General features: G+C 72.8%; 18 protein-coding genes. 8 read left to right on the forward strand and 10 right to left on the reverse strand.

The window, feature by feature from the left end:
• The first annotated feature begins 6 nt into the window (after positions 1-6).
• Positions 7-543, forward strand: a complete 537-nt coding sequence (locus FHU30_RS11040) for a CopD family protein (protein WP_253874652.1) — start codon at positions 7-9, stop codon at positions 541-543.
• A gap of 20 nt (positions 544-563) precedes the next feature.
• Positions 564-992, forward strand: a complete 429-nt coding sequence (locus tag FHU30_RS11045; RefSeq protein ID WP_253874654.1) for a hypothetical protein — start codon at positions 564-566, stop codon at positions 990-992.
• Between the two features lie 61 nt (positions 993-1053).
• Here the strand turns inward: FHU30_RS11045 and FHU30_RS11050 are convergent, their stop codons facing one another.
• Both FHU30_RS11050 and metG read right to left on the reverse strand, forming a co-directional pair.
• Positions 1054-1884, reverse strand: a complete 831-nt coding sequence (locus FHU30_RS11050; protein WP_253874655.1) for a TatD family hydrolase — start codon at positions 1882-1884, stop codon at positions 1054-1056.
• Positions 1881-3677, reverse strand: a complete 1797-nt coding sequence (gene metG, locus FHU30_RS11055; RefSeq protein ID WP_253874656.1) for a methionine--tRNA ligase — start codon at positions 3675-3677, stop codon at positions 1881-1883. The genes FHU30_RS11050 and metG overlap by 4 nt, the downstream gene beginning before the upstream one ends.
• A 240-nt stretch (positions 3678-3917) precedes the next feature.
• Here metG and FHU30_RS11060 point away from each other — a divergent pair, with 240 nt between their 5' ends.
• Entirely contained in the window at positions 3918-5549 is a 1632-nt protein-coding gene (locus FHU30_RS11060) for an ArnT family glycosyltransferase (RefSeq protein ID WP_253874657.1), read from the forward strand.
• Positions 5550-5561: 12 nt separating this feature from the next.
• On the opposite strand, the gene FHU30_RS11065 is transcribed toward FHU30_RS11060, so the two are convergent.
• Entirely contained in the window at positions 5562-7364 is a 1803-nt protein-coding gene (locus tag FHU30_RS11065; RefSeq protein ID WP_253874658.1) for a hypothetical protein, read from the reverse strand.
• 438 nt (positions 7365-7802) lie between these two features.
• A complete protein-coding gene (locus FHU30_RS11070; protein WP_253874659.1) occupies positions 7803-9155 on the reverse strand; it encodes a glycosyltransferase family 2 protein in 1353 nt (450 codons plus the stop codon).
• A 311-nt stretch (positions 9156-9466) separates the two neighbouring features.
• Here FHU30_RS11070 and FHU30_RS11075 point away from each other — a divergent pair, with 311 nt between their 5' ends.
• Positions 9467-11137 (forward strand): hypothetical protein, encoded by a 1671-nt coding sequence (locus tag FHU30_RS11075; protein WP_253874660.1) that lies wholly within the window; start codon positions 9467-9469, stop codon positions 11135-11137.
• A gap of 87 nt (positions 11138-11224) precedes the next feature.
• On the opposite strand, the gene FHU30_RS11080 is transcribed toward FHU30_RS11075, so the two are convergent.
• Both FHU30_RS11080 and rsmI read right to left on the reverse strand, forming a co-directional pair.
• Entirely contained in the window at positions 11225-11527 is a 303-nt protein-coding gene (locus FHU30_RS11080; protein ID WP_253874661.1) for a hypothetical protein, read from the reverse strand.
• Positions 11528-11641: 114 nt separating this feature from the next.
• Positions 11642-12487 carry a 16S rRNA (cytidine(1402)-2'-O)-methyltransferase gene (rsmI, locus tag FHU30_RS11085; RefSeq protein ID WP_253874663.1) on the reverse strand — a complete coding sequence of 282 codons (846 nt, stop codon included), beginning with the start codon at positions 12485-12487 and terminating at the stop codon, positions 11642-11644.
• Positions 12488-12584: 97 nt separating this feature from the next.
• Here rsmI and FHU30_RS11090 point away from each other — a divergent pair, with 97 nt between their 5' ends.
• Positions 12585-14150 (forward strand): dolichyl-phosphate-mannose--protein mannosyltransferase, encoded by a 1566-nt coding sequence (locus FHU30_RS11090; protein WP_253874665.1) that lies wholly within the window; start codon positions 12585-12587, stop codon positions 14148-14150.
• Positions 14151-14376: 226 nt separating this feature from the next.
• On the opposite strand, the gene FHU30_RS11095 is transcribed toward FHU30_RS11090, so the two are convergent.
• The 3 genes from FHU30_RS11095 to FHU30_RS11105 form a co-directional block, all read right to left on the reverse strand.
• On the reverse strand, positions 14377-15000 hold the full coding sequence (locus FHU30_RS11095; RefSeq protein WP_253874667.1) for a DUF305 domain-containing protein: 624 nt from the start codon (positions 14998-15000) through the stop codon (positions 14377-14379).
• A gap of 58 nt (positions 15001-15058) precedes the next feature.
• Positions 15059-15454: a DUF6153 family protein gene (locus tag FHU30_RS11100; protein ID WP_253874669.1), complete on the reverse strand. Its 396-nt coding sequence runs from the start codon at positions 15452-15454 to the stop codon at positions 15059-15061.
• Between the two features lie 255 nt (positions 15455-15709).
• Positions 15710-16921, reverse strand: coding sequence for an MFS transporter (locus tag FHU30_RS11105; protein ID WP_253874671.1), 1212 nt, complete (start codon positions 16919-16921; stop codon positions 15710-15712).
• A 97-nt stretch (positions 16922-17018) separates the two neighbouring features.
• Between FHU30_RS11105 and FHU30_RS11110 the strand changes: the two genes are divergently transcribed.
• Both FHU30_RS11110 and FHU30_RS11115 read left to right on the forward strand, forming a co-directional pair.
• Positions 17019-18017 carry a LacI family DNA-binding transcriptional regulator gene (locus FHU30_RS11110; RefSeq protein ID WP_253874672.1) on the forward strand — a complete coding sequence of 333 codons (999 nt, stop codon included), beginning with the start codon at positions 17019-17021 and terminating at the stop codon, positions 18015-18017.
• 28 nt (positions 18018-18045) lie between these two features.
• On the forward strand, positions 18046-19077 hold the full coding sequence (locus tag FHU30_RS11115; RefSeq protein ID WP_253874673.1) for a magnesium transporter CorA family protein: 1032 nt from the start codon (positions 18046-18048) through the stop codon (positions 19075-19077).
• A 59-nt stretch (positions 19078-19136) separates the two neighbouring features.
• Here FHU30_RS11115 and FHU30_RS11120 read toward each other — a convergent pair whose 3' ends face one another.
• Positions 19137-22163 carry an AfsR/SARP family transcriptional regulator gene (locus FHU30_RS11120; protein ID WP_253874674.1) on the reverse strand — a complete coding sequence of 1009 codons (3027 nt, stop codon included), beginning with the start codon at positions 22161-22163 and terminating at the stop codon, positions 19137-19139.
• Positions 22164-22484: 321 nt separating this feature from the next.
• Between FHU30_RS11120 and FHU30_RS11125 the strand changes: the two genes are divergently transcribed.
• Complete coding sequence (locus FHU30_RS11125; RefSeq protein ID WP_253874675.1) at positions 22485-25370, forward strand: AfsR/SARP family transcriptional regulator; 2886 nt, start codon at positions 22485-22487, stop codon at positions 25368-25370.
• Positions 25371-25584: the final 214 nt, after the last annotated feature.

The following is a 25584-nucleotide window of genomic DNA, read 5'->3' on the forward strand; positions in this document are numbered from 1 at the left end:
GAGCCGATGCGCGCGCTGTTCTCGTTCGTCCCGCTGCTCTGCTACGCCGTCGCCGCCGCACTCGCCGCCTGGCCCGCGGGCGTCGGGTACACGCTCGTGGCAGGCGACAAGGCCACCGCCACCGTCCAGTCCTGCCGCATGGTGACCACCCGCCACTCCCACACCAGGATCTGCGAGGGCGACTGGCGCAAGCCGGACGGGACGACCGGCTCGGGCAGGATCTACAACCTGGACTCCCGCGACGCCGGGCACGACGTCGCCGTCCGCCTCGGCCCGTACGGGCCCTACGCCCACGGCTTCGGCCGCTGGATCTGGCTCAAGCTCGTCCTGTTCGGCGCCGGCATCGCGCTCTGCTTCGGCGTCGTGGCGGCGGTCATCCGCTTCGCGCGGCAGCAGGAGGAGATCAAGCGCCGGACGGCCGCGGAGCGGGCCGTCCGCAGGCTCAGGGCCGAAAGCCCCAAGGACCCGACCGGGAGCCGGCTCCGGAGCCGGACCCGCGCCCGCCGCAAGCGGCGCGCCAAGCGCAGGCGCGCCGGACGCTGACGGCCCGGAGGAGATCACCCATGCGCGTCTTCCGCTCGCCCGCCGTGCTGCTTCCGCTGCTGGTCGCGGCGCTGATCGCGATCTGGCCCGCCGGCGTCGGCTACACCGTCCTCGCGGGCGACAAGGCCACCGCGCGCGTCCTGGTGTGCCAGCGGTCGCACACCGGCAGCGTCCGGACGACCCAGTGCCGCGGCACCTGGATCAAGCCCGACTTCACCACCGGCTCCGGCCACATCTACAACGTGGACGAGAGCGACTACGGCCGCGACGTCCCCATCCGCTTCGGCCCGTTCGGGCCGTACGCCCATGGCTTCGACCGCGGCCTCACGGCCCGCTTCGCCGGTTTCGGCTTCGGTATCGGCATCTGCCTCGTCCTCGCGGTCGTCTTCGCCCGCGACCGCCGCAAGAAGGCCGCCGCCGCAGCCTGGCGCGCCTCCCAAAACCCCTGACCCGCCACCCCACGACGTCCGGCGGACCGGGGTGGTGTGGCCGAGTTTGGCGGCGGTGGGGTTACCAGGGGCCGAAGGTGCGTTCGCCGGTGGCGGCGATGGCCTCGCACAGGTCTTCGAGGCGGACGCCCTTGTAGTCGGCCATGAAGCGGACGGTGTGCGGGATCAGGTAGGAGGCGTTCGGCTTGCCGCGGTTCGGGACGGGCGTGAGGAACGGCGCGTCCGTCTCGACGAGGATCAGGTCGAGCGGCGCGACGTCCAGGGCGTCGCGGAGCGGCTGGGCGTTCTTGAAGGTGATGTTGCCCGCGAAGCTCATCACGTAGCCGCGCTCGGCGCAGACCTCGGCCATGGCGGCGTCGCCGGAGAAGCAGTGGAACACCGTGCGCTCCGGCGCGCCCTCCTCCTCCAGCAGGCGCAGCACGTCGTCGTGCGCCTCGCGGTCGTGGATCACCAGCGCCTTGCCGGTGCGCTTGGCGATCTCGATGTGCCCGCGGAACGAGCGGTGCTGGTCGTCCTTCGGGGCCCAGTCGCGGTAGTAGTCGAGGCCGGTCTCGCCGATCGCGCGCACCTTGGGGTGCTTCGCCAGCTCGGCGATGTCGTCCAGGACGGCGTCGGAGATCCCGGTCGTGTCGTTCGGGTGGATCGCCACACCGGCGTAGACGTCGTCGAACTCGCTCGCGGTCTCGACGCACAGCCCCGAGGACGCCAGGTCGACGCCGATCGTGACGATCCGGGCGATGCCCGCCGCCTTCGCGGACGCGAGCTGCTCCTCCACCGGCAGCCCGACCAGGTCGAGATGGCAGTGGCTGTCGAAGACGTCGACGGGCAGCCGGTCGGGCAGCGGCGGGAACGTGCGCGGGGCCTCGGCGTCCGTGCCCCGGTTCGTGCTCACGCGCCCTCCAGCCGGGCCAGCTCCTCGTCGACGACCGCGTCGTCGAGCTTCTTGAACAGCGGCGTCGGCTTGACCAGCGGCACGCCCGGACGGATCGGACGCGACTCCCAGACGGCCTGCTCGGCGGCGTAGTCGCCGGTCAGGATCGGGTAGTCGGGGCCGCCCTCCTCCGAGACGGTCTCCAGCCGCGGCTGCGCCGCCCACACGCCCTCGCCGCCGAGCATCTCGTGCACCTGCTGCGACGAGGTCGGCAGGAACGGGGTGAGCAGCGACTTGGCGTCGTCGACCACCTGGAGCGCGGTGTAGAGGATCGACTGGACGCGGGCCGGGTCGTCCTTCAGCTTCCAGGGGGCCTGGTCGGACAGGTAGCGATTGGCGTCGCGGACGACGTCGAGCGCCTCCCCGATGCCGTTCTTGAACCGGGACCGTTCGAGCTCGGCGCCGACCTTGCCGAACGCCTCGCGGCTGCGCGCCAGCAGCGCCCGGTCGGCGTCGTTCAGGTCGCCCGGCTCGGGGATCGCGCCGTAGTTCTTGGCGGCCATGTTCACCGACCGGTTGACCAGGTTGCCCCAGGCCGCGACCAGCTCGTCGTTGTTGCGCCGGACGAACTCCGACCAGGTGAAGTCGGTGTCGTTGTTCTCCGGGCCGGCGATCGCGATGTAGTACCGCAGCGCGTCGACGTCGTAGCGCTCCAGGAAGTCCTTCACGTAGATGACGACCTGGCGGGACGAGGAGAACTTGCGGCCCTCCATGGTCAGGAACTCCGACGACACGACCTCGGTCGGCACGTTCAGCGCGCCGAGCGAGCCGGGCGTGCCGCCCTTGTCGCCCTTGCCGTCGTAGCCGAACAGCATCGCCGGCCAGATCTCGGCGTGGAAGACGATGTTGTCCTTGCCCATGAAGTAGTAGGACAGGGCGTCCGGGTCCTGCCACCAGGCGCGCCAGGCCTCCGGGTCGCCGGAGCGCCGGGCCCACTCGACCGAGGCCGAGAAGTAGCCGACGACCGCGTCGAACCAGACGTACAGCTTCTTGGCCGGGTTCTCGCGCCAGCCGTCCAGCGGGATCTGGACGCCCCAGTCGAGGTCGCGGGAGATCGCGCGCGGCTGGAGGTCGTCCAGCAGGTTGAGGGCGAACTTCAGCACGTTCGGCCGCCACTGGCCCTGCTTGGACTTCAGGTACCGGCCGAGCACCTCGGTGAACGCGGGCAGGTCGAGCATGAAGTGCTCGGTCTCCACGAACACCGGCTTCTCGCCGTTGATCCGCGACACGGGGTTGATCAGGTCGATCGGGTCGAGCTGGTTGCCGCAGTTGTCGCACTGGTCGCCGCGCGCGCCGTCGTAGCCGCAGATCGGGCAGGTGCCCTCGATGTAGCGGTCGGGCAGGGTGCGGCCGGTGGACGGCGAGATCGCGCCCATCGTGGTCTTGGGGAAGATGTACCCGTTGTCGTACAGGCCCTTGAAGATCTCCTGGACGACCGCGTGGTGGTTGAGCGTGGTCGTCCGGGTGAACAGGTCGTAGCTCATGCCGAGGCCGCGCAGGTCCTCCGCGATGGCCAGGTTGTACCGGTCGGCGAGCTCGCGGGGGGACACGCCCTCCTTGTCGGCCTGGACCTGGATCGGCGTGCCGTGCTCGTCGGTGCCGCTCACCATCAGGACCTTGTTGCCCGCCATCCGCTGGTAGCGGCTGAACATGTCGGCGGGCAGCGCGAACCCCGAGACGTGCCCGAGGTGGCGGGGCCCGTTGGCGTACGGCCAGGCGGGCGCGGTGAGGATGTGTCGGCTCGACGAGGACATGTCTCAAGGGTAGAGGTCCCGCCCCGCCCGTCCGAACCGATATCCGCCCTGTGGATGAACCGGTCCGGCGACGGGAACGGGATGGAGCGTTCCCCGGAATCCGAACGGACGTTCACGGAAAGGGGGACGGTTCCTGAAAGGTCACTGACGGTTCGGCGTCGTCACGGGGCCCGGCCGGGGGCGTGCGGCTACCCTGCTGATCAGGCCGATGACATGCGCAGACGCTGGTGGGAGCGGGTTTTGGCAGACACGGACACGGCCCGGACGGCGGTCTCTGGACCCTCGGCCGGCCCGGCCCGGACCGGCTGGTCCGGACGGCTCCGGAGGCACCGGCTCGCCCTGGCGCTGAGCGCCCTCGTCGCGGTCTGCGGGGTCGGGCTCCAGTACGTCCTGATGGTGCCGCCGCTGTACTTCGACCCGTACTACGTGTGGCTCGCGGCCCGCGACTGGCCGGACGTCCCGCTGGAGCAGTGGCCGTTCTCCGAGGTCCCGCACCAGGTGACGCGGGTCGGGCTGGTGCTGCCCGCCCGGCTGGCGCAGGAGGTGCTCGGACCGGGCCAGATCGCCTACTTCACCGTCACGGCGTTTGGCGTGGTGCTGTTCTTCGTCGGGTGCTTCCTGGCCGTCCGGTCCCTGTTCGGGAACCTCGCGGGCCTGGCGTCCGTGCTGGTCATCCTGGTCAACCCGCTGTTCACGATGACCAACCCGTACGGGCACGAGCTCGGCTGGTCCACCGGCGTGATGCTGCCGGACATGCCCGGCGCGGGGCTGTTCTCGCTCGGGATGGCCGCGCTGGTCACCGCGTCCCGGCGCGGCGGGCGCGACCAGACGCGCTGGCTGGTGGCCGCCGGGACCTGCTACGGCCTGGCGTTCCTCAGCCGCGAGTTCGTGGCGCTGCTGTTCGTGGTCATTCCGGTCTTCCTGCTCCCGCTGCGGATCCCGTGGCGGCGCAACCTCACGGTCGGCATCCCGATGGCCGTGATCCTCATCGCCGACTTCGTGCACAACCAGATCGTCTGGGGCAACCCGCTCGCCGGGCTGATCTCGGCCGCCGAGCACGGCGGCCTCTCCCGCGACCACGTGACCCGGAAGCTCGCCGCCGAGTCGTTCACCCGCGCCTTCCACGACTGGAGCGCCCTCGGGTCGGTGTTCATCGCCGCCCTCGCCGTCACGGTGGCCGGCTGGCTGATCACCCGGGACCGGCGGCTGCTGCTCGTCCTGGTCTGGTTCCTGGCGCTCGGGATCCCGATCACGCTGCTGTCCGGGGTGCTCGACCCGGAGTCGATCTCGCTGCGCGCCTGGCTCCCCCGGTACTGGGACGCCGTGCTCCCCGCCCTGCTGGCGGGCGGTTTCGGCACGGTCGCCCTGCTGTGGCAGCGCGTCCCGGAGCGTTCCAGGCGGCGGCTGAAGGCGCCCGCGGCCGTCCTCGCGCTGGCCGTGGCCGCCTCGTACGTCGTGGTGTGCGTCCGGGCCGTCCCGGACCTGCCGCGCGACACCGCCTGGAACGAGCTGCGCATCTGGCTGCGCGGACGCAACGACATCACGACGATCTACTCCGACCGGCGGCTCGCGCAGACGCTGACCTTCTACGTCCGCGACCCGTGGGGCCGCAGGACGTGGAACGGGCAGATCCAGTCCTGGCCGCACGACCACTACAGCCTGCCCGTCGAGGCGTTCAGCGCGCCCGTCCTGTGGACGCGCTGGCGCGGCCAGGAGTCGCAGGTCCTCGGCGGATGGCGGCCCAAGCAGTCCAAGGGCTGGCAGCGGCTCTGGAAGTCGTCCGACGGGATCCTGCAGGTCTGGGACCACCCGTCCACGCTGGGCCAGACGCCACCGAAGCCCACCTCGCCCGACCGCTCCGACCTGCACTGACGCTCTGGAACGTCAGTCGCGGCGCCAGGCGACCCAGCTGCCTTCCTTGCTGATGCGGGTCGCCACGATGTGCCAGCCGGGCGGCGGCGGGCCGTGCTTCCAGGACTGCTCGGGCGGGACGTGCTTGGGCCGCCGCCAGTTCAGGATGATCAGGTTCGCCCGGCGGGTCGGCGGCTTGTGCCGGTTCCCGTCGAACTCGATCGGCCGGTGCCGTCCGGCGTCGTAGAGCATCGGCAGGCGCAGCTTCCAGGGCACCTGCCAGTCCACCGCGACGCGGTCGTGCGGGCGGGCCAGGCCGTCCAGCCGGGCGATCGGGCTGAACTGGCGGACGAGCGGACGGCCGATCTGCGCCGTGGCCGTCCCGGTCATGCCGATCTCGACGGCGACGAGCGCCCCGGCGAGGACGACCATGGCCTTGCGGCCGCGCAGCCCCCAGACGATCAGCACGGCGAGCCCCAGCAGCACCAGCCCCGCGACCGTCGCCCGCCACAGGTGGAACCGCTGCCAGTCCCACATCAGGAAGGACGACTCGGGGAAGTCGAACTGCGTGAACACGTACTTGCTCAGCCGGTCGCCCGCGTACCCGTACACGACGGCCGCGGAGGCGGCGGCGAGCACGGCCGTCCCGGCCGCCGCGAACGCCACCGTCCGGCGGGCCGCCAGCACGAGCACGGCGATCCCGGCGGCGACGAGCAGCGGCGCGAAGCAGGCCAGGTAGCGCCCGTACACGTAGTTCCCGACCCGGACCTCGTCGGGCAGCGCGGCGGACGTGGCGACCGCGATCCCCCCGATCGAGCCCAGGACGGCCAGCGCCAGGAACCGGAGCCGGGCGCCGGTCCCGCGCCGGACCGCCAGCGAGCCGCAGCCGAGCAGCCCGATACCGGCGAGCCCGCCGGTGCCGACGACCAGGTACCAGATCTGCCCGACCGCGAGCGAGAACGTCCAGGCGAGGCCGCCCGGCGTGGTCAGCCGGCGGCGCAGGTTGCCCTCAAGGTCGTTGTCGCCCATCGGGTAAAGCACGTGGAAAAGGTGGGTGTTCAGCTTCGTCCCGGCGGCGAACACCGCCGCCAGCGCCAGCGCCCCGAGGACGGCCTGCCAGACCGGGCGCCACCGCAGGGCCGCGGCGACCAGGATCAGCCCGGCGTGCACGACGATGATCACGACTCCGCGCGAATGCGCCGCGCAGGCGTACGCCGCCAGCAGCGACGCCCCGACGCACCCGATCGCCTGAATTCGCGGATCATCACTGGTGAACCACGTATGCGTGAGAAGCAGCCAGCCCAGAACGACCACCGGGAGGATGGCGTCGGTCAGCACGAACTCGCTGTAGAAAACGGCGGCCGGAAGCAGCGCGACGACATTGGCGAACAGATAGGAGCGTCCGCGGGTCAGGCCGAATCGGCGGAGCAGCACATACGCCAGTGGCAAAACCAGCGCTCCGACCAGCGCATTCGTCACCAGGCACAGCCGGTAGACGGTTTCCGGATCATGCGCGAGTTTGAACGCGGGCACCAGCAGCATCGGATAGCCGCCGCGGTAGACCGTCCCGTAGGACATGTCCGCGGGCGGCCCGCCGGTGAGCACCCGGGCCGCGAAGAGGTAGCCCGTCTCGTCCGGCGTGGCGACCGGCATCGTCTGCCCGCTCGCGAACGCCAGCCGGATGCCGACCTGGACGACCCAGCCGATCAGGAGCAGGACGGCCCAGCGCCGTCCGCCTTCGGAAATGCCGAAAATCGCGTCGGCCCGCGTCCCCGACGCGGCCGGCCGCTCGGCCTGCCCTTTTTCCCCTGTCGCCGCGGCGGGATCGGTCAGCATCGGACCTGCGGCCGGGCGCGGACGGTCGCAAACGGTTGATCCATTGCCTTCTCAGGCTGCCACAGCCCCGCGAGGCGGGCGTACTCGGCCAGGAAACACTCAGCAACTTCTCGGCATACGCGACGGACCGTCATCCACGCTTCACCTGCACGTCACTCGGGCGGGACCGACCCGGGTACTCGCGCGGGGGACGACCCGATACGGCCATTCACCCCGGCACGTTCCCGGGTTCGGCCCGGAAATGCCGGGAAGGACGAACGAGCCCCGGGCCGAGGGGCCCGGGGCTCGTCAGGGGTGTGAGATCGCGCGGTGTCGAGAGTGCGTGCGCGGTGGTGCGATGCGGTTGTGCTGTGCCGCGATGCGGTGCATCTGTGCCGCAGTGCGGTGCGGCGACGACGGTGGCGCTGTGCGGTGCGGCGGTGTGAGGTGACCTTGCGGTCAGGCCCCGGTCTTCTTGGAGGCTCCGGTCTTCTTCTTCGAGTCCGCCTTCGCGGCCTCGGCCTCAGCGGCGACCCCGGCCTCGGCCTGCGCCCCGGTCCCGGTCTCGGCCTCGGCCGAACCGGCCTTCTTGCGCTCGCCGGCGACCTTCTCGACCGCGGCGTCCACGACACCGGCGGCCTCCTCGGCCGCGTCCACGATCGGCGGGTGCATCCGGCGGCGGATGCCGAGGATGGAGACGAACATCGCGCCGAAGATCGTCTGGAAGCTCATCACCAGCGCGGTCGCGGACGGCACCACGATGCGCAGCGAGTGCCGCGGGTCGAGCTCGCCGAAGTTGTTGACCCGCCAGTGCATCACCGACGCGACCAGGCCGGCCAGGCCCGCCAGGGCCAGCAGGCCGCCGAGCACCAGGCCCTTCTCCATGCTCAGCCACGAGGTGAGCTTGCGCACCCGCGTGTCGGTCGGCAGGAAGCCCTCCTGCGCGGCATAGACCTTGGTGAGGACGGCGAAGATCACCGCCTGGAAGCCGATGACCATCGCCGCGCCCGCGCCGACCAGCGTGTCGACGTCGAACGCGATGTCGCCGATGCGGACCGGGCCGAAAGCGAGGGCGATCCCCGCGACCAGGCCGAGCGTCATAAAGACGAGGCCCGGGATCAGGAACAGCCAGCGCGGGCTGTAGAGCAGGAGGAAGCGCAGATGGCGCCAGCCGTCCCGCCAGGTGTTCAGGTGCGGCGGACGCGACCGGCCGTCCTGCGACAGCGTGGTCGGCCGCTCGCGGATGTCCAGCTTGGCGAGGGTGGCCTTGACCACCATCTCGCTCGCGAACTCCATGCCCCCGGTCTGCAGGCCGAGGCGCAGGATCGACTCCTTGTTGAAGGCGCGCAGCCCGCAGTGGAAGTCGCCGATCTTGCTGCCGAAGAACAGCCGCCCGACGAAGCTCAGCACCGGGTTGCCCAGGTAGCGGTGCAGCGGCGGCATGGCGCCGTCGGCGATGCCGCCCTGGAACCGGTTGCCCATGACCAGGTCGGCGCCGTCGCGCAGGTCGTCCAGGAACGGCCCGAGGGTCGCGAAGTCGTACGAGTCGTCCGCGTCGCCCATGGCGACGTACTTGCCGCGGGCGGCGCGGATGCCGCCCATCAGCGCGTTGCCGTAGCCCCGGTCGGCGACCGGGACCACCCTGGCCCCGGCCTCGCGGGCGATCTGCTGGCTGCCGTCGGTGCTGCCGTTGTCCGCGATGACGACCTCGCCATCGATCCCCTGCTCCGCGAAGAACGCCAGCGTCTTGCGGATGCAGGTTTCGAGGGTCTCGGCCTCGTTCAGACATGGCATCACTACGGAGAGTTCCACACGATCTCCTTCGTTACCCCTGGTGACCGTCTGCGGTACTTTCAACTACTCTCGACTTGTTCCGCTGGACGGCCCGTCATAGTTCATGATGCCCGCCGGAGCCGGATCATGCGGGCCGCACCGCTCAAGAGCACCCGTATCGTGTTGCCTGTTCGCAACTCGAAGGCCCTCTCCGCGGCGGCCGCCGGCGGCACTCTAGGGGCACAAGCATACGGGCACCTCGGCCCGGAAGGGGTGGGGCCGCTGTGACGCAGGCGGGAGAACGGGGCACCGCCGGGTCCGGCCCGGGAGCGCAGTCAGGAGGCGCCGCGATGGCGAAACCCCCGGTGGACGGGGCGTCGCAGGGCCCGGCACCGACCGCCGGGACGGTCGGGGACGCGCCCCCCGCGGGCGACGGCGAGCAGGTCGCCGAGACCGAGATCCAGGCGGTGATCGACGCCGCGGAGCAGGCCGCCGAGCAGGACGCGGCGGCCGCCGACCCGGCGCGTGACCAGCGGGTTCCTTTCGGTGACCGGTTGCGGCGCGGGGTCTCCTACCTCGGCGGTTCAGTTCGCCGCAACCCATTGTTCACTGTGATCCTCGTCATAGCGGCGGCGCTGCGCGGGATCGCGATGGTCGGCTACCGGCCGGCGATGTTCTTCAACGACAGCTTCGACTACCTGCACGTGGCGCTGTCGCCGTACCCGCACCAGCTGCGGCCGGACGGCTACTCCTTCTACCTGTGGCTGCTCAAGCCCTTCCACAGCTTCGCCCTGGTCGTCGGCGTCCAGCACCTCATGGGCCTCGGCATGGGCCTGATGGTCTACGCGCTGCTGCGGCACCGGTTCTCGCTGCCCGGCTGGGGCGCGACGCTCGCCGCCGTCCCGATCCTGCTGGACGCCTACCAGATCCAGCTGGAGCAGCTGGTGCTGTCGGACGTCCAGTTCACCTTCCTGACTGTGGTCGCGGTCACCCTGCTGCTCTGGAAGGACCGTCCGTCCTGGCGGGTCGGCGCCGTGATCGGCCTGCTCATCGGGGTGTCCTGGCTCACCCGCTCGGTCGGGCTGCCGGTGCTGCTGGGGGTGCTCGGCTACATGGTGATCCGCTGGATGAACTGGCGCGTCCTCGCCGCCACGGTCGTCGCCTGCGCGATCCCGGTCGTCGCCTACATGTCCTGGTACAAGGCCGAAGAGGGCAAGTTCGCGATCACCGAGAGCAACGGCTTCTTCCTGTACGCCCGGGTCTACAAGTTCGCCGACTGCCACAAGATCAAGAACCTGCCGGTGGAGGAGATGATCCTCTGCACCGAGAAGGACGGCACCCGGCTGCCCAACTCCCAGGACGGCATCTGGAACGAGGCGTCCCCGCTCAACCGCTACACCGGCACCCGCTGGGACCCGGAGAAGAACCGCCTCGGCAACGACTACGCCAAGCGCGTGATCATGGCCCAGCCCGGCGACTACGCCAAGACCGTCGGCCACGACTTCCTGCGCGTCTTCAACTGGAACCGGACGGTCTTCCCCGACAAGTCCACCTACTCGCAGTACGAGTTCGGCAAGAAGGCCCGCCCGCTGGCGACCTGGCCCATGGGCAGCGGCGCCACCGCCGCCGAGGAGGCCAACGCCTACGAGCACGGCCCCGCCCGCACCCGCCTCACCCAGCCCTTCGCCGGCTTCATGCACCACTACCAGCACTACGTCTACCTGCGCGGCACCCTGGTCGGCGCCCTGCTCCTGGTCGGCCTCGCAGGCATGCTCCCGCTCTGGCGCCGCTTCGGCGGCCCGGCCATCCTCCCCCTGGTCCTAGCCGTCGGCCTCCTGCTCGCCCCAGCGGCCACAGCGGAGTTCGACTACCGCTACGTCCTCCCCGCGGTGCCGCTCGCCTGCCTCGCCGCAGGCATGGCCTTCCAAGCAGACGTCCGCACCAAGTACGCCCGCCTACTCTTCTGGCGCAAACGCCAGGCCCCGGCCACCAAGCCCGAGCCGGAGACCGCCAGCGCGTAGAAGGCGTGCGGAAGCACCGACAAGCCGCCGGTCACGACGGCCGGTCGGTGCTTTCACATGTTGCCCAGCCCAGCTGCCGTACAGGCCTTAGTAGGCATGTAGTCGGCGGAGGCGGAAGACGAGTTCGAGGTCGTCTCCTTTGCGCGTTGGGGGGACGGCGCGGTGGCGGCGCCAGGGGGCGGGCCATGCTTTGACCCTGGCGCGTTGGCAGTCCGGGCACATGTGGTCTGTCCATGGTGTGGTGCAGGAGTGGCCGTCGTGCTCGTAGGCGACCGCCTCACCGCCGTGCCCGTCCGCGACGTGCCGGGCCTCGAACTCTTCGTCCCAGGTACGGCCGCAGTTCTGGCACTCGTACACCCAGACCTCGTGGTTCGACCATGCCTCGTGCACGGCCCCCACCCCCTCGGTGAACGCTTTTCAGGCGGGTTCCATCCTTCTCCCGATCCGGAGCCCGAGGTGTTTATTCCCCACAATCCTACCTTTGGACCGTTCCGGGCGTAGTGACTATTTACTGGCCGTGACGACGGCGTCGTAGACGACGCGCTTGGGCAGGCCGTTCTCCTTCGCGATCTCCGAGATGGCCTGCTTGCGCGCGACGCCGGACGCCTCGCGGTCGGCGACCGCGGCCGCCAGGTCGGACGGTTCGGTCAGGCCCTCCCGCTCGGGCGCGCCGCCGACGACGACGGTGATCTCGCCCAGGACGCCCTCGGCGGCCCATTTCGCCAGCTCGGCGAGGCTGCCGCGGCGGACCTCCTCGTAGGTCTTGGTCAGCTCCCGGCACACCGCCGCCGGACGGTCCCGTCCGAACGCCTCGCCCATCGCGGCGAGGCTGTCGGCGAGGCGGCGGGGGGACTCGAAGAACACCATCGTGCGCGGCTCGTCCGCGAGGGAGGCGAAGCGGCGGGCGCGCTCGCCCTGCTTGCGCGGCGGGAAGCCCTCGAAGCAGAACCGGTCGGTGGGCAGGCCCGACACCACCAGCGCCGTGGTCACGGCGGACGGTCCGGGCAGCACGGTCACCGGGACGCCCTTCGCGACGGCCGCGCGGACGAGCCGGTACCCCGGGTCCGACACGCCCGGCATCCCGGCGTCGGTGATCACCAGCACGTCCCGGCCGGCGAGCAGCTCGGCGAGCAGGCCGTCCACGCTGGCCCGCTCGTTGTGCTCGTGGTGCGCCAGCACCCGCCCGGCGATCTCGACGCCGAGGTCGGCGGCGAGCCGGCGCAGCCGCCGGGTGTCCTCGGCCGCGACGACCGGGACGTCCGCGAGCGCCGCGAGCAGCCGCCGCGAGGCGTCCTCGGGCCGTCCGATCGGCGCCGCCGCGAGCAGAAGGGATCCGGTCTCAGGGCTCATCCCCCCATTCTCGCGGTTCCCCGCGCCCCGGCGCGTCCGGGGCGCGCGGTCCGGAAGGTCCGCGTTTGCGCGCGGAGGCTGCCCGTACGATGGCCCAATGGCGATGACGGACTTCACGCCCGCCGAGACCGCGACGGCCCCGCCGCATCCGCGCACGCCGAGGCTGCGCGACTGGCTGGCGCCGCCGGTCCCGGGAAGCGCGCTGCTCGGCTGGGCCGGGCCGCTGCTGGTGACGGCGCTCGCCGCACTGCTGCGGTTCTACCGGCTCGGCTCGCCCAAGGCGGTGGTCTTCGACGAGACCTACTACGCCAAGGACGCGCTGTCCCTGCTGAAGTTCGGCTACGAGCACACGACGGTGAAGGACGCCGACAAGATGCTCATCGCCGACCCGCACGCCAACATCTGGACGGACGGCGGCAGCTTCGTCGTCCATCCCCCGGCGGGCAAGTGGATGATCGCGATCGGCGAGCAGCTGTTCGGCGCGACGCCGTTCGGCTGGCGGTTCATGCCCGCGCTGTGCGGGACGCTCGCCGTCCTCATCCTCGCCCGCGTGGTGCGCCGGATGACGGGCTCGACGCTGCTCGGCTGCGCGGCGGGCCTGCTGCTCGCGCTGGACGGCCTGTCCTTCGTGACCGGACGCGCCGCGCTGCTCGACGTGTTCGTCATGTTCTGGATCCTCGCCGGGTTCGGCTGCCTGGTCGTCGACCGCGACCGGGCGCGGCGGCGCCTCGCCGACCGGATCGAGCTGGGCGACACCTCCCCCTACGGGCCGATGCTGCTGCACGGTTGGCGGATCGCTGCCGGGGTCTGCCTCGGCATGGCCGTCGCCACCAAGTGGACGGGCGTGTTCTACATCGCGGCGTTCGGCCTGATGGTCGTCTGCTGGGACTACGGGGCGCGGCGCGCCGCGGGCGTGCGCGAGCCGATGGCCGGCACCCTGCTGCTGGACGCGATCCCGGCGTTCCTCCAGCTCGTCGTGGTGTCCCTTGCGACCTACCTGGTGACCTGGTCGGGCTGGATCTTCAACGCGGGCGGCTGGGACCGGGGCAAGCCCTCGTCCAACCCGCTGTGGCGTCCGTTCGAGGCGATGCCGAAGCTGTGGAAGTACCACAAGGAGATGCTGGACTTCCACAACGGCCTGCACGACCACCACCCGTACCAGTCGTGGCCGTGGGACTGGCCCGTGCTGCGGCGTCCGGTGGCGTTCTACTACACCGAGCCGTCCGGGTGCGGGGCGAGCAAGTGCTCCAGCGAGATCCTCGGCATCGGGACGCCCGCGCTGTGGTGGGGCGCGATCCTGGCGCTGGTCGTGGTGCTCGGGATCTGGCTGGTGACGCGCGACTGGCGGGCCGGCTCGGCGGTGCTGGGCTTCAGCGCGGGCTGGCTGACCTGGTTCCCGTCGGCGTTCGACGACCGGACGATGTTCCTGTTCTACGCCACCCCGATGGTCCCGTTCATGATCATCGCGATCGTGCTGGCGCTCGGCTACCTGATGGGGCCGGAGCGCCCGACAGGGCCGCGCCGGGTGATCGGCGCGGCCGTGACGGGCTCGTTCGTGCTGGTGGTGCTGGCGAACTTCGCCTACTTCTACCCGATCCTGTCGGCGCAGGTGATCAGCTTCGACGCCTGGCATGACCGGATCTGGTTCAAGTCCTGGATCTAGGCTGTGTTTTCTCAGTCCCGGCCCACTGCGCTCGCCTAGCGGCTCGCTCCGTGACCGTGCCTGGGCGAACGCGGCATCGCTTCGCGATCAACCCGGCTTCGCTCGCCTTCGGCTTCGCTCCGCCGGGTTGGTCACGCGTTCGCGCGCGTGGCCGAGGCCACTTCGAAACAGGCCCTAGTTCCAGGACGGGGCGGTCAGGACTCGGATCCAGCCGCCGGAAGGGCGGTCAGGACTTCGCGAGGCCGCCCATCTCGGTGATCTCGGCCTGCTGGGCCTTGATGATGTCGCCGGCCAGGGCCTTCGCCTCGGCGGACGCGCCGGACTTCCGCTCCTGCTCGGCCATGGTGACCGCGCCCTTGTGGTGCTCGATCATCATGGTCAGGAACATCCGGTCGATGTCCTTGCCGGACGCCTTCTCGAACGCGGCCATCTGCTTCTCGGTCATCATCCCGGGCATGGGGTGGTCCATCCCCGGCATCGAGTGGCCGCCGCCCTCGGCCGGGACGGACTCGCCCCACGCCTTGAGCCAGCCGGACATCTTCTCGATCTCCGGCGCCTGCGCCTTCTCGATGCGTCCGGCGAGGTTCTTCACCTTCGGGTCGCTGCCCTTGGCGAGGACGGTCTTGGCCATCACCACGGCCTGCCGGTGATGCGGGATCATCATCTGCGCGAACATCACGTCCTGCGCGTTGTGCCCGCCCTGCGACGCCGGCGCCGTGGCGCTGGGCATGGACATGCCCTCGTGGCCCGACATCGCCTTGTCGTCCTTCTTGTCGTTCCCGCCGCAGGCCGCTGCGGAGAGGCCGAGGACGACCGCCATGCCGGCGGCCGCGATGCGCTGCTTGTTCATTTGTCGATCTCCAGAAGTGCTGTGGGGATAGGTCGTTCGCCGGGGGACGGACGGACCTCTACAGCCGCAGCACGCAGAGTCGATGGAGATCGGGTGGACGGGCGGACGGCGGTCCCCGGCGACGCGTCCAGGCTTCGCCGGACGGCGGTCGCGCGGGCAGCAGGGCGACGGACCGTCCGGCCAGGGCGACGGCGAGGACGCCGAAGACCAGCAGGGCCAGGCAGACCGTCCCGCCGAGGCATCCGCCCATGTCGTGGGCCATGGCCGCGTGGGCGGACACCGAGGGCCCGGGCATGCCGTCCGGCATGTGGTGCGCGGACGCCACCTGGACGGGGTCGGAGAAGTGGATCGGGGACGGGCTGGCGGACACCCCGTGCATGAGGAACAGGCCCGCCAGCAGGGCACCGAGCAGCAGCGCCAAGGCCGCTCCCCGAGATACCCCCCGCCCGTTCATGCCCGCGATCCTACCCGCCGCCAGGAATCCCGCCGCACCGCCCGCCGCCAGCCCGCCGGCGCACCGGCCGCCGTGGCGCAGCGTGCGGTGCGCTCGTCCGCCACAAGGCCGCGTGGCCGCGTGGCCGCGTGGCCGCGTGGCCGCGTGGCCGCGTGAGGTGCGGTCGTCCGCCACAAGACCGCTTGACCGCGTGGGGTGCGGTCGTCCGCCGCGTGCCGCGGGGGGTGCGGCGCGCCCGGTCCGCTGAGGGGTGGCTCAGGGGACCGGGGCGCCGCAGATCGGGGCGTCCGCGCGGACCGGGCGCGGGCGGAGGGTGCGGTGGCCCAGCAGGCAGACGATCAGGGCGAGCAGCCCGCCGAGGCCCGCTCCGGCGAACGCGCCGGGCACGCCGCCGAGGTGCTCGCCGTATCCGGAGACGAACGAGCCGAGCGCGCTGCCCGCGCCGATGGCGGCGACGATCCAGGCGAACGCCTCGGTGACCGTCCCGGTCGGGGCGAGCCGGTCCACCAGCGAGAACGAGCAGGCCAGCGTGGGCGCGAGGAACACGCCGCTGACGAACGCCAGGACGGTCATGACCGGCAGCCCGGGCGCCCAGGTGAGCGGCGCGTACCCGGCGGCGAGCAGGGCCAGCAGCCAGGGCAGCCGGACGTGCAGCTCGCCCGGCCAGTCGCGCGCGCCGTAGACGAGCCCGCCGACCAAGGCGCCCGCCGACATCGCCGCCAGCAGCACCCCGGACGCGATGCCCGAGTCGAGCCGTTCGGCGTAGGCGACGACCGCGACCGCGTAGACGCCGAGCGCGATGCCCGCCATGGCCAGCGCGGCGAGCAGCACCCGCAGCCCGGACGAGCGCAGCGGCCCGGCCCAGTCCCCCGCGCGGGGCTCGCCGCGCCAGCGGCGGGACGGCCCGGACGTGACGACCACGAGCGTCCCGGCGATGCCGAGCGCCCCGGTGAGCAGCAGCGCCGTCGGGGTGTTGATCGCGGCGGCGGCGACCACGAGCAGCGGCCCGACGGTGAACAGGATCTCCTGCGCGGCGGCGTCCAGCGCGTAGGCGGCGTGCACCTGCTCCGGACCGTCCAGGACGGACGGCCAGAGCGCGCGCAGCCCCGCCTCCAGCGGCGGCGTCGCGAACCCGCCGAGGACGACCGCGAGGACGGTCACCGGCAGCGGATCGGCCCCGAACGCGGCGAGCAGCGCGAACCCGGCGGCCGACGCGAACGCGGCCGGGAGCAGCACCGGCGCCTGGCCGAAGCGGTCCATCGCGCGGCCGAGGACGGGCTGCCCGACGGCCGTGGCGAGGCCGAGCACCGCGCCGAGCGCCCCGGCCAGCGGGTACCCGCCGCCGGACGCGCGGACGTGCAGCACCACGGCCAGCATCGCCATGCCGTTGGGCAGCCGCCCCAGCAGCGTCCCGCCCAGCAGCCGCGCCGCGAACGGCACGCGCAGGAACTCCAGGTAGCCGCGCATCACACTCCGAGGTCAGTCATACGTATTACTGGATGGCTAGTCATACGTACCACGTCGGACGGCCCGGCGTCGAGTCGGATACCGCTAGCCTGCTCTCATGCCGATGACCAGCCGTCCTACGAGCAAGGACGTGGCGAAGGCGGCCGGGGTGTCGCAGTCCACGGTCTCGCTCGTGCTGGGCGGGAAGTGGGCGGGACGCGTGTCACCGGCGACCGTCGAGGCCGTGCACGACGCCGCCGGACGGCTCGGGTACCGGCCGAACCGGGCCGCGCGCAGCCTGCGGATGGGCTCGACCCGGACGGTCCTGCTGATCGTTCCGACGCTGACCGCGCCGTTCTTCGGCGCGGTGCACGACGGCGCGGCGCGGGTCGCGGCCCGGCACGGGTTCGGGATCGTCGCCTACCCGTGGCCGGAGACGGCCGGGCCCGCCGACAGCCCGTTCGCCGCGCCGGACGAGGCGATCGACGGCATCCTCGCGTCGTCCCTGGCCGAGGACGCCATGATCGGGTTCGCCGGGACGCCGGTCGTGATGCTCGACTCCGACCCGTCCGCCGCGGCCCCGACCATGGTCTTCGGCGTCGAGGGCGGGATGAGGGCGATCGTGGCGCATCTCACGTCCCTCGGGCACCGCCGGTTCGGGCACGTCGCCTCGTCGATCGACCAGTGGACGTTCCACGCGCGCGGCGAGGCCCTCACGGACGCCGTGGCGGCCGTGCCCGGCGCGTCCCTGGTCCGCGAGGACGCCGCGCTCGACGTCACGGCGGCCAAGGACGCCGCGGCCCGGCTGCTCGGCCGCCCGGACCGTCCGACCGCGCTGGTCTGCGACGACGACGTGATGTCGGCCGGGGCGTACAAGGCCGCGCGGGCGCGCGGGCTGGAGATCCCGCGCGACCTGTCGGTGACCGGGTTCGACGACGTCCTGCTGGCCACGGCGCTGGAGCCGGAGCTGACGACCGTCCGGCTGCCCGCGGGCGAGCTGGGCGCGGCGGGCATGACCGCGCTGCTCGAACTGCTGGAGGGCGGGCGTCCCGAGTCGCGGTCGCTGCCGGGCGAGCTGGTCGTCCGGGGCTCCACCGGGCCCGTCCCGGCAGGGTAGCCGCCGGGCCGCCGGGTACAGGGACGGCATGACCGATCAGCGCTCGACGGCCGGTTCCGAGGACGAGGTCTATACCGAGCCGCCGCGCACCCGGGCCTGGCACGACGGCGTCCTGGAGGCCGAAAACTTCCCGGTCGACGACGTCAGCGAGTACCTCAAGAAGGACGGCACGACCGTCTGGCTCGACCTGTGCGGCCCGCAGCGGACCGCGATGCACGTGATCAGCCGCGAGCTGGACCTCGACCGCGTCGCCGTGGAGGACGCGGTCTCCCGGCACGAGCGCACCAAGCTCGACCGCTACACCGACTACGTCTTCCTGAACCTCTACCTGCCCAAGGTCGACGGCGTGCGGATGACGCTGTACGAGCTGTCGGCGTTCGTGACCGCGAACGCCCTGGTCACCGTCCGGGAGGACCCCGGGTTCCCGATCGACGAGCTGATCGGGCGCTGGGACCGCAGCCCCGACTTCAAGCGCGACGAGCTGGCCGGAAGCACCGTGGCCCTCCTGCTGTACGGGCTGCTCGACCTCGTCGTGGACTACCAGCTCACCGCCGCCCAGTCCTTCGACGACGAGGCGGACGAGCTGGAGGAGCTGGTCTTCCGCGACGACTTCCCCGTACGCGAGATCCAGCAGCGCAGCTTCACACTCCGCAAGAACCTGTTCACGCTTCGCCGGGTCTCCCTCCCGATGCGGGAGATCCTGAACACCCTGCTGCGCCGCGACCTGAAGTTCGTGTCGCAACCGCTCGTCCCGTACTACCAGGACGTCTACGACCACTCCCTGCGCGTCGGCGAGTTCACCGACGCCCTGCGCGACCTGATCGCCAACCTCCTGGACACCCGGATCGCCCTCCAGGGCAACCGGCTCAACGAGGTGATGAAGAAGGTCACCAGCTGGGCCGCCATCATCGCGGTCCCGACCGCGATCACCGGCTTCTACGGCCAGAACGTCCCCTACCCCGGCTTCGGCCAACACTGGGGCTTCTGGCTCAGCTCCGCCGTCATCATCACCCTGAGCGGCCTCCTCTACACCCTCTTCAAAACCCGCGACTGGCTCTAACCCCCTCCGCCGCCAACCCTGAGCCCGGGGTCCGCGCCCGGCGCTGGGCGGGATGGTGGTCAGGATTCGTGGCCGGCTCGGAGGGCGTTCAGGAGGCCGCGGGCCTCTTCGGTCTCGGCGACGCCGAGGCGGGTGAAGATCGCGAGGGCGTCGGTCCAGCAGGCGCGCGCGGCGGCGGTGTCGCCGAGCGCGGCGTGCGCCCGGCCGAGCGCGACGCGGGCGCGTCCGACCTGGAACTCCTCGCCGATCTCGCGTCCGATCGCGAGCGACTTCCCGGCCGTGCCGAGCGCCTCCTCGGGACGGTCCCGGCGCAGCTGCGTCTCGGCGAGCCGCAGCAGGACGTAGGACTCGCGAGCGCGCAGCCCTTGGGACCAGCAGATCGCGAGCGCGTCGTCGTAGCGGGCGACGGCCTCGTCCAGGCGTCCGGCGCGGTCCAGGGCCATGCCGAGGGTGTAGAGCGCGTACGCCTCGCCGGCGCCGTAGCCGAGTTCGCGGGCGAGGGCGCGCGCGTCCTCGGCCCAGTCGATCGCGCGGTCGGGCTCGTCCAGCTCGACGTGGGTGTAGGCGAGGCTGGCCAGGCGCTCCATCTCGCCCGCGCGGTCCCCCACCTCGCGTCCGAGGGTCAGGGCGCGTTCGAGGTGCGCGGCGGCCTCGCGCGGGCGCAGCCGGTAGAACGCGACGTGCGCGAGCAGGTCATGGGACGCGACGCGTAGCGCGGTGTCGCCAACCAGCTCGGCGAGTTCGGCGGCGCGGGCGGCGGCGCGCTCCGCCTCGTCCAGGCGGCTGGTGTGCACGGCCACCCTGCCGAGGACGTACCGGGCCCGGCCCTCCGCGTACGGGCCGCGTCCGGCGTCGGCGAGGGCGCGCGCGGCGGGCTCGACCTCGGACCAGCGGTAGCCCTCCTCCAGCAGCGGATCGAGCGCGAACAGCAGGTCAGCGGCGGTCGCGGCGGCCGTCCCCGCGCGAGCCGTCTGCCGGACGACCGAAAGCATCGTGTCGAGATGGTCGAACGTCCAGTCCCGAGCCCGCGCCGCCGACCCGAACCCGGGAACGTCGCCCGCCCCAACGCCGCGCGCACTCCCCGCGCCGAAGGCGGGGCCGGTGTCCGCGCCGAGGCCGGTAGCCGCACCAAAACCTGGAACGGTGTCCGCGCCGCCGAAGGCGAATAGGCCCGGGCGGACGAGGCCGGTCACCGAACGCTGGACGGTCAGCAGGTACGTGAGCAGGCGGACGGGGACGGCGGCTCGCTCGGACGCGGGGTCGGTGCGTTCGGCGGTCTGGCGCGCGAAGAGCCAGAGCAGGTCGTGGTAGCGGTAGCGGCCCGGGGCGGGCGAGTCGAGCAGGCCGAGGTCGACCAGGGACTCCAGCACGTCCTCGACGGCGAGCACGTCGTCCTCGCCGAGCGCGGCGGCCGCGGCCTCCGCTGGCAGGCCGTTCGCCTCGGGTAGCGCGAGCAGCCGGAACGCGCGGGCCTGCGCCGGGTCGAGCTGGTCGTAGCCGAGTCGGAAGGTCGCCTCGACGGCGAGCGAGCCGATCCGCAGCTCGGCGAGGCGGCGGCGGCCGTCGGCGAGCCGCGCGGCGAGCGTGCCGACCGTCCAGGACGGGCGGGCGGCCAGGCGCGCGGCGACGATCCGGACGGCGAGCGGCAGCAGCCCGCAGAGGCCGACCACGTCCACCACGGCGGCGCGCTCGGCGGTGACGCGCTCCGGACCGGCGATCCGGCCGAACAGCTCGATCGCCTCCACCGGGTCGAGCACGTCCAGGTCCACGTGCCGGGCGCCGGACAGGCCGGCCTGCCGGGCCCGGCCGGTGACCAGCACCGCGCAGCCGCGCTCGCCGGGCAGCAGCGGCCGCAGCTGCGCCGCGTCCCGGGCGTTGTCCAGCAGGATCAGGACGCGCCGGTCGGCGAGCCGGGAGCGCAGCAGCGCGGATCGCTCGGCCTCGCCGTCGGGCATCGCCTCCTCGCGGACGCCGAGCGCGCGCAGGAACCCGGCGAGGACGACGCGCGGGTCGAGCGGCCTGTCCCCCACGCCTTGCAGGTCGACGTAGAGCTGGCCGTCCGGGTAGGCGTCGCGGACGGCATGTCCGACATGCACGGCGAGCGCGGTCTTCCCGACGCCGCCGACGCCGCTCAGGCACACCACCGGCGGCGCGGCGCGCCGGTCGGCGGGCTCGGTCAGGGCGCGGACGAGGTCGGCGGCGAGGGCCGTCCGCCCGCTGAAGTCGGGCAGGTCGGCGGGGAGCGCGGCGGGCTTGGGCAGGACGGACCGCTCCGGCTCGGGCTGCGGCCCCGGGACGGGCAGGGGCCCGGCGTTGTGGTCGGGCGCGTCCAGCGACGGGTCGTTGCGCAGAATCCGCTGGTGCAGGTCGGTCAGCTCCGGACCGGGCCGGACGCCCAGCTCGGCCGCGAGGACGCGCCGCGCCTCCCCGTACGCGGCCAGCGCCTCCGCCTGCCGCCCGCACCGGTACAGCGCGGTCATCAGCCGCTCGTGGACGCGCTCGTCCAGCGGGTTCTCCCCCGCGAGCAGGCCGAGCTCGGCGACCGCGGCGGCGTGCCGTCCGAGGGCGAGGTCGAGATCGAGGCGGGTCAGCAGGACGTCGAGGCGCCGTTCGGCCAGGCGCGTCCGCCACGCGTCGGCGTCCGGGCCGGGGACGCCGGTCAGCGGCGCTCCGGCGAACGCCCGCAGCGCCTCGTCCAGCAGGTCCCGGCGGATCTCCGGGCACTCCTCGGCCTCGGCGCGCGCCACGCACGCCTCGAAGACCCGCGCGTCCACCGCGTCGTCCGGGACGTCCAGGGCGTACCCGTCGCCGTCCGAGCGGAGGATCTCCGGCCTGGTCCGGTCGCGCTCCAGCACCTGGCGCAGGCGGGACGCGTACGTCCGGACGGTCCCGACGGCGCGCGCGGGCGCCTCGTCACCCCAGAGCGCGGCGACGATCCGGTCCATCGGCAGGCCGCGTCCCCCGGCCGCGAGGAGGGCCGCCACGAACGCCCGCTGCTGCGGTCCGCCGAGCGGCAGCTCCACGTCGTCCCGGAAGGCCCGCACGGGCCCCAGCACCGCGAACCGAAGCCTCCCCCCACCGTCCATAACCTCCCATTCTGGCCCATTCCCCGATTCCTCCGCCCGCCGTCCCACGAACGCCCCCACCGCACAGCCACATCCCCGACCCCACTCACGACTGCCTCCGCCCCACCAAACGAACAAATCCCTCGCCCAACCACCGCCCCAACCAGCACAAACCAATCCACACCCCGCGGCAACGCCGGGCCGCAGGCCAGGGTGGAGGGTTAGGCGCGGGCGGGTTGCAGGCTCGGGCCGAGGGCTGGGGCCAGTGGGGGCGGTTGGGGGTTAGGCGGCGAGGGTGGGGTGGGGGTGTGGGGTGAGCTGGGGCGATCTACGCTTTGGGCGATGGAGGGGCGGATGGCGCCGTTGCGGTTCAGCCTGCTCGGGCCGCCGCGCGGATGGCGCGGGGAGGACGAGCTCGATCTCGGCTCGCCCCAGCAGCGCGCGCTCCTGTCGATGCTGCTGCTCCGAGAAGGAGCGCCGGTCTCGACGCCGGAGCTGGTCTCGGCCGTCTGGGACGGGGATCCGCCGCCGCGGGCGGTCGGCACGCTGCGCACGTACGCGTCCCGGCTGCGCCGCCTGTTCGAGCCGGACCGGGGGGCGGGCCGTCCGTCCGAGGTGCTGGTCACGGTCGGCGGCGGGTACGCGCTGCGGGTTCCCGCCGAGTCGCTGGACGTCCTCCGCTTCACGCGCGGGATCGCCGAAGCCGAGCAGGCGAGCGCCGCGGGCGACCTCGTGCGCGCGCGCGAACTGCTGAGCGAGGCGCTGGGGCTGTGGCGCGGCGAGGCGCTCGACGGCGTCCCGGGGCCCTATGCCGAGGCGCAGCGCGTGCGGCTGACCGAGCGGCTGGTCGCGGCCCAGGTGAGCAAGCTCGACCTCGACATCCAGCTCGGCCGCCACGATGAGGCGATCGCCGGGATCCGGGCGCTGGTCGTCCGGTATCCGCTGCGCGAGCGGCCGCGCGAGCTGCTGATGCTGGCGCTGTGGGGGGCGGGGCGTCCGGCCGAGGCGCTCGACGTCTACCTCGACGCGCGCCGGACGCTCGTGGACGAGCTGGGCATCGAACCCGGCCCGACGCTGGCCGCGCTGCATGAACGCGTGCTCGCCGCGTCCTCGCCGACGCCCGCGACGAGCGCCCGTCCCGCGCAGCTTCCAGGCGCCGTCGCCGACTTCACCGGACGGACCGCACAGATCAACGACCTGCGGCGCGCGCTCGCCGGGGGCGGCGTAGCGACCGTCGCCGGGGTCGCGGGCGTCGGGAAGTCGGCGCTCGCGCTGCGCGTCGCGCACCAGATGCGCACCGACCATCCGGACGGCCAGCTCTACGCCGACCTGCACGGCGCCCACGAGCGGCCCGCCGATCCGCACCTGGTCCTCGGCGCGTTCCTCAAGGCGTTCGGCGTGACCCCGGAGGCGGTCCCGAACGATCTCGACGACCGGGCCGAGCTGTTCCGGCGCGTCACCGCCGGACGCCGCGTCCTCATGGTCCTGGACGACGCGCGCGATGCCGAGCAGGTCCGTCCGCTGCTCCCGGACGGCCCGGGCGCGTCGGTGATCATCACCAGCCGGGCCCGCCTCGACGCCTTGGCGCCGGCACACCACCTGGACCTGGACGTCTTCGACCCGGACGAGGCGCGCGACCTGCTCGTCCGGGTCGCCGGGCCGGACCGCGTCACCGCCGAGCCGGACGCCGTCCGGGCCCTGCTGGAGGCGTGCGGGCAGCTCCCGCTCGCCGTCCGCGTCGCCGCCGCGCGGCTGGCGGCCCGGCCGTCCTGGACCGTCCGGGCCCTGGTGGACCGGCTCGCCGACCGGCGCCGCCGACTCGCCGAGCTGCGCGTCGCCGACCTGGCCGTCGAGTCGGTGTTCCAGCTCGGCTACAACCAGCTCGACCCGGTGCTGCGCCGCGCGTTCCGGCTGCTCGCCCTGCCGGACGGGCCGTCCTTCTCGGTTCCCGCCGCCGCGGCCGTCCTCGGCGTCCCGCAGGACCGCGCGGCCGAGCTGTGCCGCGCCCTGGAGAACGCCAGCCTGCTCCGCTCGACCACGCCGGGCCAGTACCGCTACCACGACCTGCTGCGCCTCTACGCCCGCCAGCGCGCCGACGCGGACGAGCCCGCTGCCGAACGCGCCGCCGCCCTGCACCGCCTGGTCGGCTTCTGCCTGACCAGCGCCCAGGCGGCCCACCTGACCATCAATCCCGGCGACGCCCGCGCCCACGTCCCGGGCGGAAGCGAGATCGGGATGGAGTTCTCGGGTCAGGCGGAGGCCCGCGAATGGCTGTTCAGCGAGGCCCCGATGCTGCTCGCCGTGATCGGCCAGGCGGCGCGGGCCGGGCTGACCGGACCCGCCGCCGACCTGCTGTTGATGACGGACACGCTGGTCAACTCGGGTTTCCATGCGCGGGCGTGCGAGCAGGCCGCGCACGCGGTGATCGACAGCGCCTGGGAGCGCCGCGACCTGCGCAGCGAGGGCCGCGCGCACCTGCTGCTCGGCTGGCTCTACTACTACGCCGACCGGATCGGGGACGCCGAGGCCGTCTGCCGGGTCGCGCTGCACCGCGCCCGCGAGACCGGCGACACCTGGACCGCCGCGGACGCCCTCAGCCGCCTCGGCAACTGCGCCTACCTGCTCGGACGGCACGAGGAGGCGCTCGGACTCGACCGCGAGGCGCTCGCCGCCTTCCGCGCCCACGGCGACCGGCACGGCGAGGGGATCACCCTCGCCGCCATGGGCCGCGCGCTCCTCGACGTCGGCCGTCCCGCCGAGGCCGCCGACGCCGTCACCGCCGCACTCGCCCTGCACCGCGAACTGGGCGGCGAATTCGGCATCGGCTACGCCCTCTACCAAGCAGGCGTCGTCCTCCGCACTGCCCAACCCCCCGATGCGCTGCCCGCGGGTGGCGAGGTGTTGGGGATGCTTGTGGAGGCTTTGGGGCGCTTTCGGGCGGGTGGGTATCGGGTTTGGGAGGGGTTGGCGCTGTTCCGGGTCGCGCTGGCGCGGCTGGACCTCGGGGACGCCGAGGCGGCCGAGGCGGACGCGCGGCAGGCGCTGGCCGTCCTGCGCGAGATCGGGGACCCGTGGGGGCAGGGCATGGCCCTGGACGCGCTCGCCCGGTCCTTCGCGGCGCGGGGCGACGCCGAGACCGCACGGACGCACTGGACCGAGGCATTGCGGATCTTCGAGGAGCGGGGCGTCCCGGAGGCCGACGCCGTCCGCGCCCGCCTGCATCCGTGACCCGGCGGGTTCCGGGCCGGCCGTAAGTGGCGGGTGCCGAGAAGGGGCGCCTCACTGCTAGGAGAGGACGTGCCTTCCGGCACCCGGCACCGGGGGGTGCGGGCCGGGCGCGCCCGTAGCCGACGGAGATCCTGACCCCGCCCCCGCCAAGAAACGAGGTCGACCGTCATCGCGCCCGGCCCGTCCGGACAGCTTGCCGAACCCCGATCAACAA

This window comes from Actinomadura rupiterrae (assembly GCF_024172125.1).
GTDB lineage: Bacteria > Actinomycetota > Actinomycetes > Streptosporangiales > Streptosporangiaceae > Spirillospora > Spirillospora rupiterrae.

Excerpts from the sequence above, each read along its gene's own strand:
- FHU30_RS11040 (WP_253874652.1), top strand. The coding sequence starts at position 7 with ATGCGCGCGCTGTTCTCGTTCGTCCCGCTGCTCTGCTACGCCGTCGCC.
- FHU30_RS11045 (WP_253874654.1), top strand. The coding sequence starts at position 564 with ATGCGCGTCTTCCGCTCGCCCGCCGTGCTGCTTCCGCTGCTGGTCGCG.
- metG (WP_253874656.1), bottom strand. The coding sequence starts at position 3,677 with ATGTCCTCGTCGAGCCGACACATCCTCACCGCGCCCGCCTGGCCGTAC.
- FHU30_RS11065 (WP_253874658.1), bottom strand. The coding sequence starts at position 7,364 with ATGCTGACCGATCCCGCCGCGGCGACAGGGGAAAAAGGGCAGGCCGAG.
- FHU30_RS11075 (WP_253874660.1), top strand. The coding sequence starts at position 9,467 with ATGGCGAAACCCCCGGTGGACGGGGCGTCGCAGGGCCCGGCACCGACC.
- rsmI (WP_253874663.1), bottom strand. The coding sequence starts at position 12,487 with ATGAGCCCTGAGACCGGATCCCTTCTGCTCGCGGCGGCGCCGATCGGA.
- FHU30_RS11090 (WP_253874665.1), top strand. The coding sequence starts at position 12,585 with ATGGCGATGACGGACTTCACGCCCGCCGAGACCGCGACGGCCCCGCCG.
- FHU30_RS11095 (WP_253874667.1), bottom strand. The coding sequence starts at position 15,000 with ATGAACAAGCAGCGCATCGCGGCCGCCGGCATGGCGGTCGTCCTCGGC.
- FHU30_RS11100 (WP_253874669.1), bottom strand. The coding sequence starts at position 15,454 with ATGAACGGGCGGGGGGTATCTCGGGGAGCGGCCTTGGCGCTGCTGCTC.
- FHU30_RS11105 (WP_253874671.1), bottom strand. The coding sequence starts at position 16,921 with ATGCGCGGCTACCTGGAGTTCCTGCGCGTGCCGTTCGCGGCGCGGCTG.
- FHU30_RS11110 (WP_253874672.1), top strand. The coding sequence starts at position 17,019 with ATGCCGATGACCAGCCGTCCTACGAGCAAGGACGTGGCGAAGGCGGCC.
- FHU30_RS11115 (WP_253874673.1), top strand. The coding sequence starts at position 18,046 with ATGACCGATCAGCGCTCGACGGCCGGTTCCGAGGACGAGGTCTATACC.
- FHU30_RS11120 (WP_253874674.1), bottom strand. The coding sequence starts at position 22,163 with ATGGACGGTGGGGGGAGGCTTCGGTTCGCGGTGCTGGGGCCCGTGCGG.
- FHU30_RS11125 (WP_253874675.1), top strand. The coding sequence starts at position 22,485 with ATGGAGGGGCGGATGGCGCCGTTGCGGTTCAGCCTGCTCGGGCCGCCG.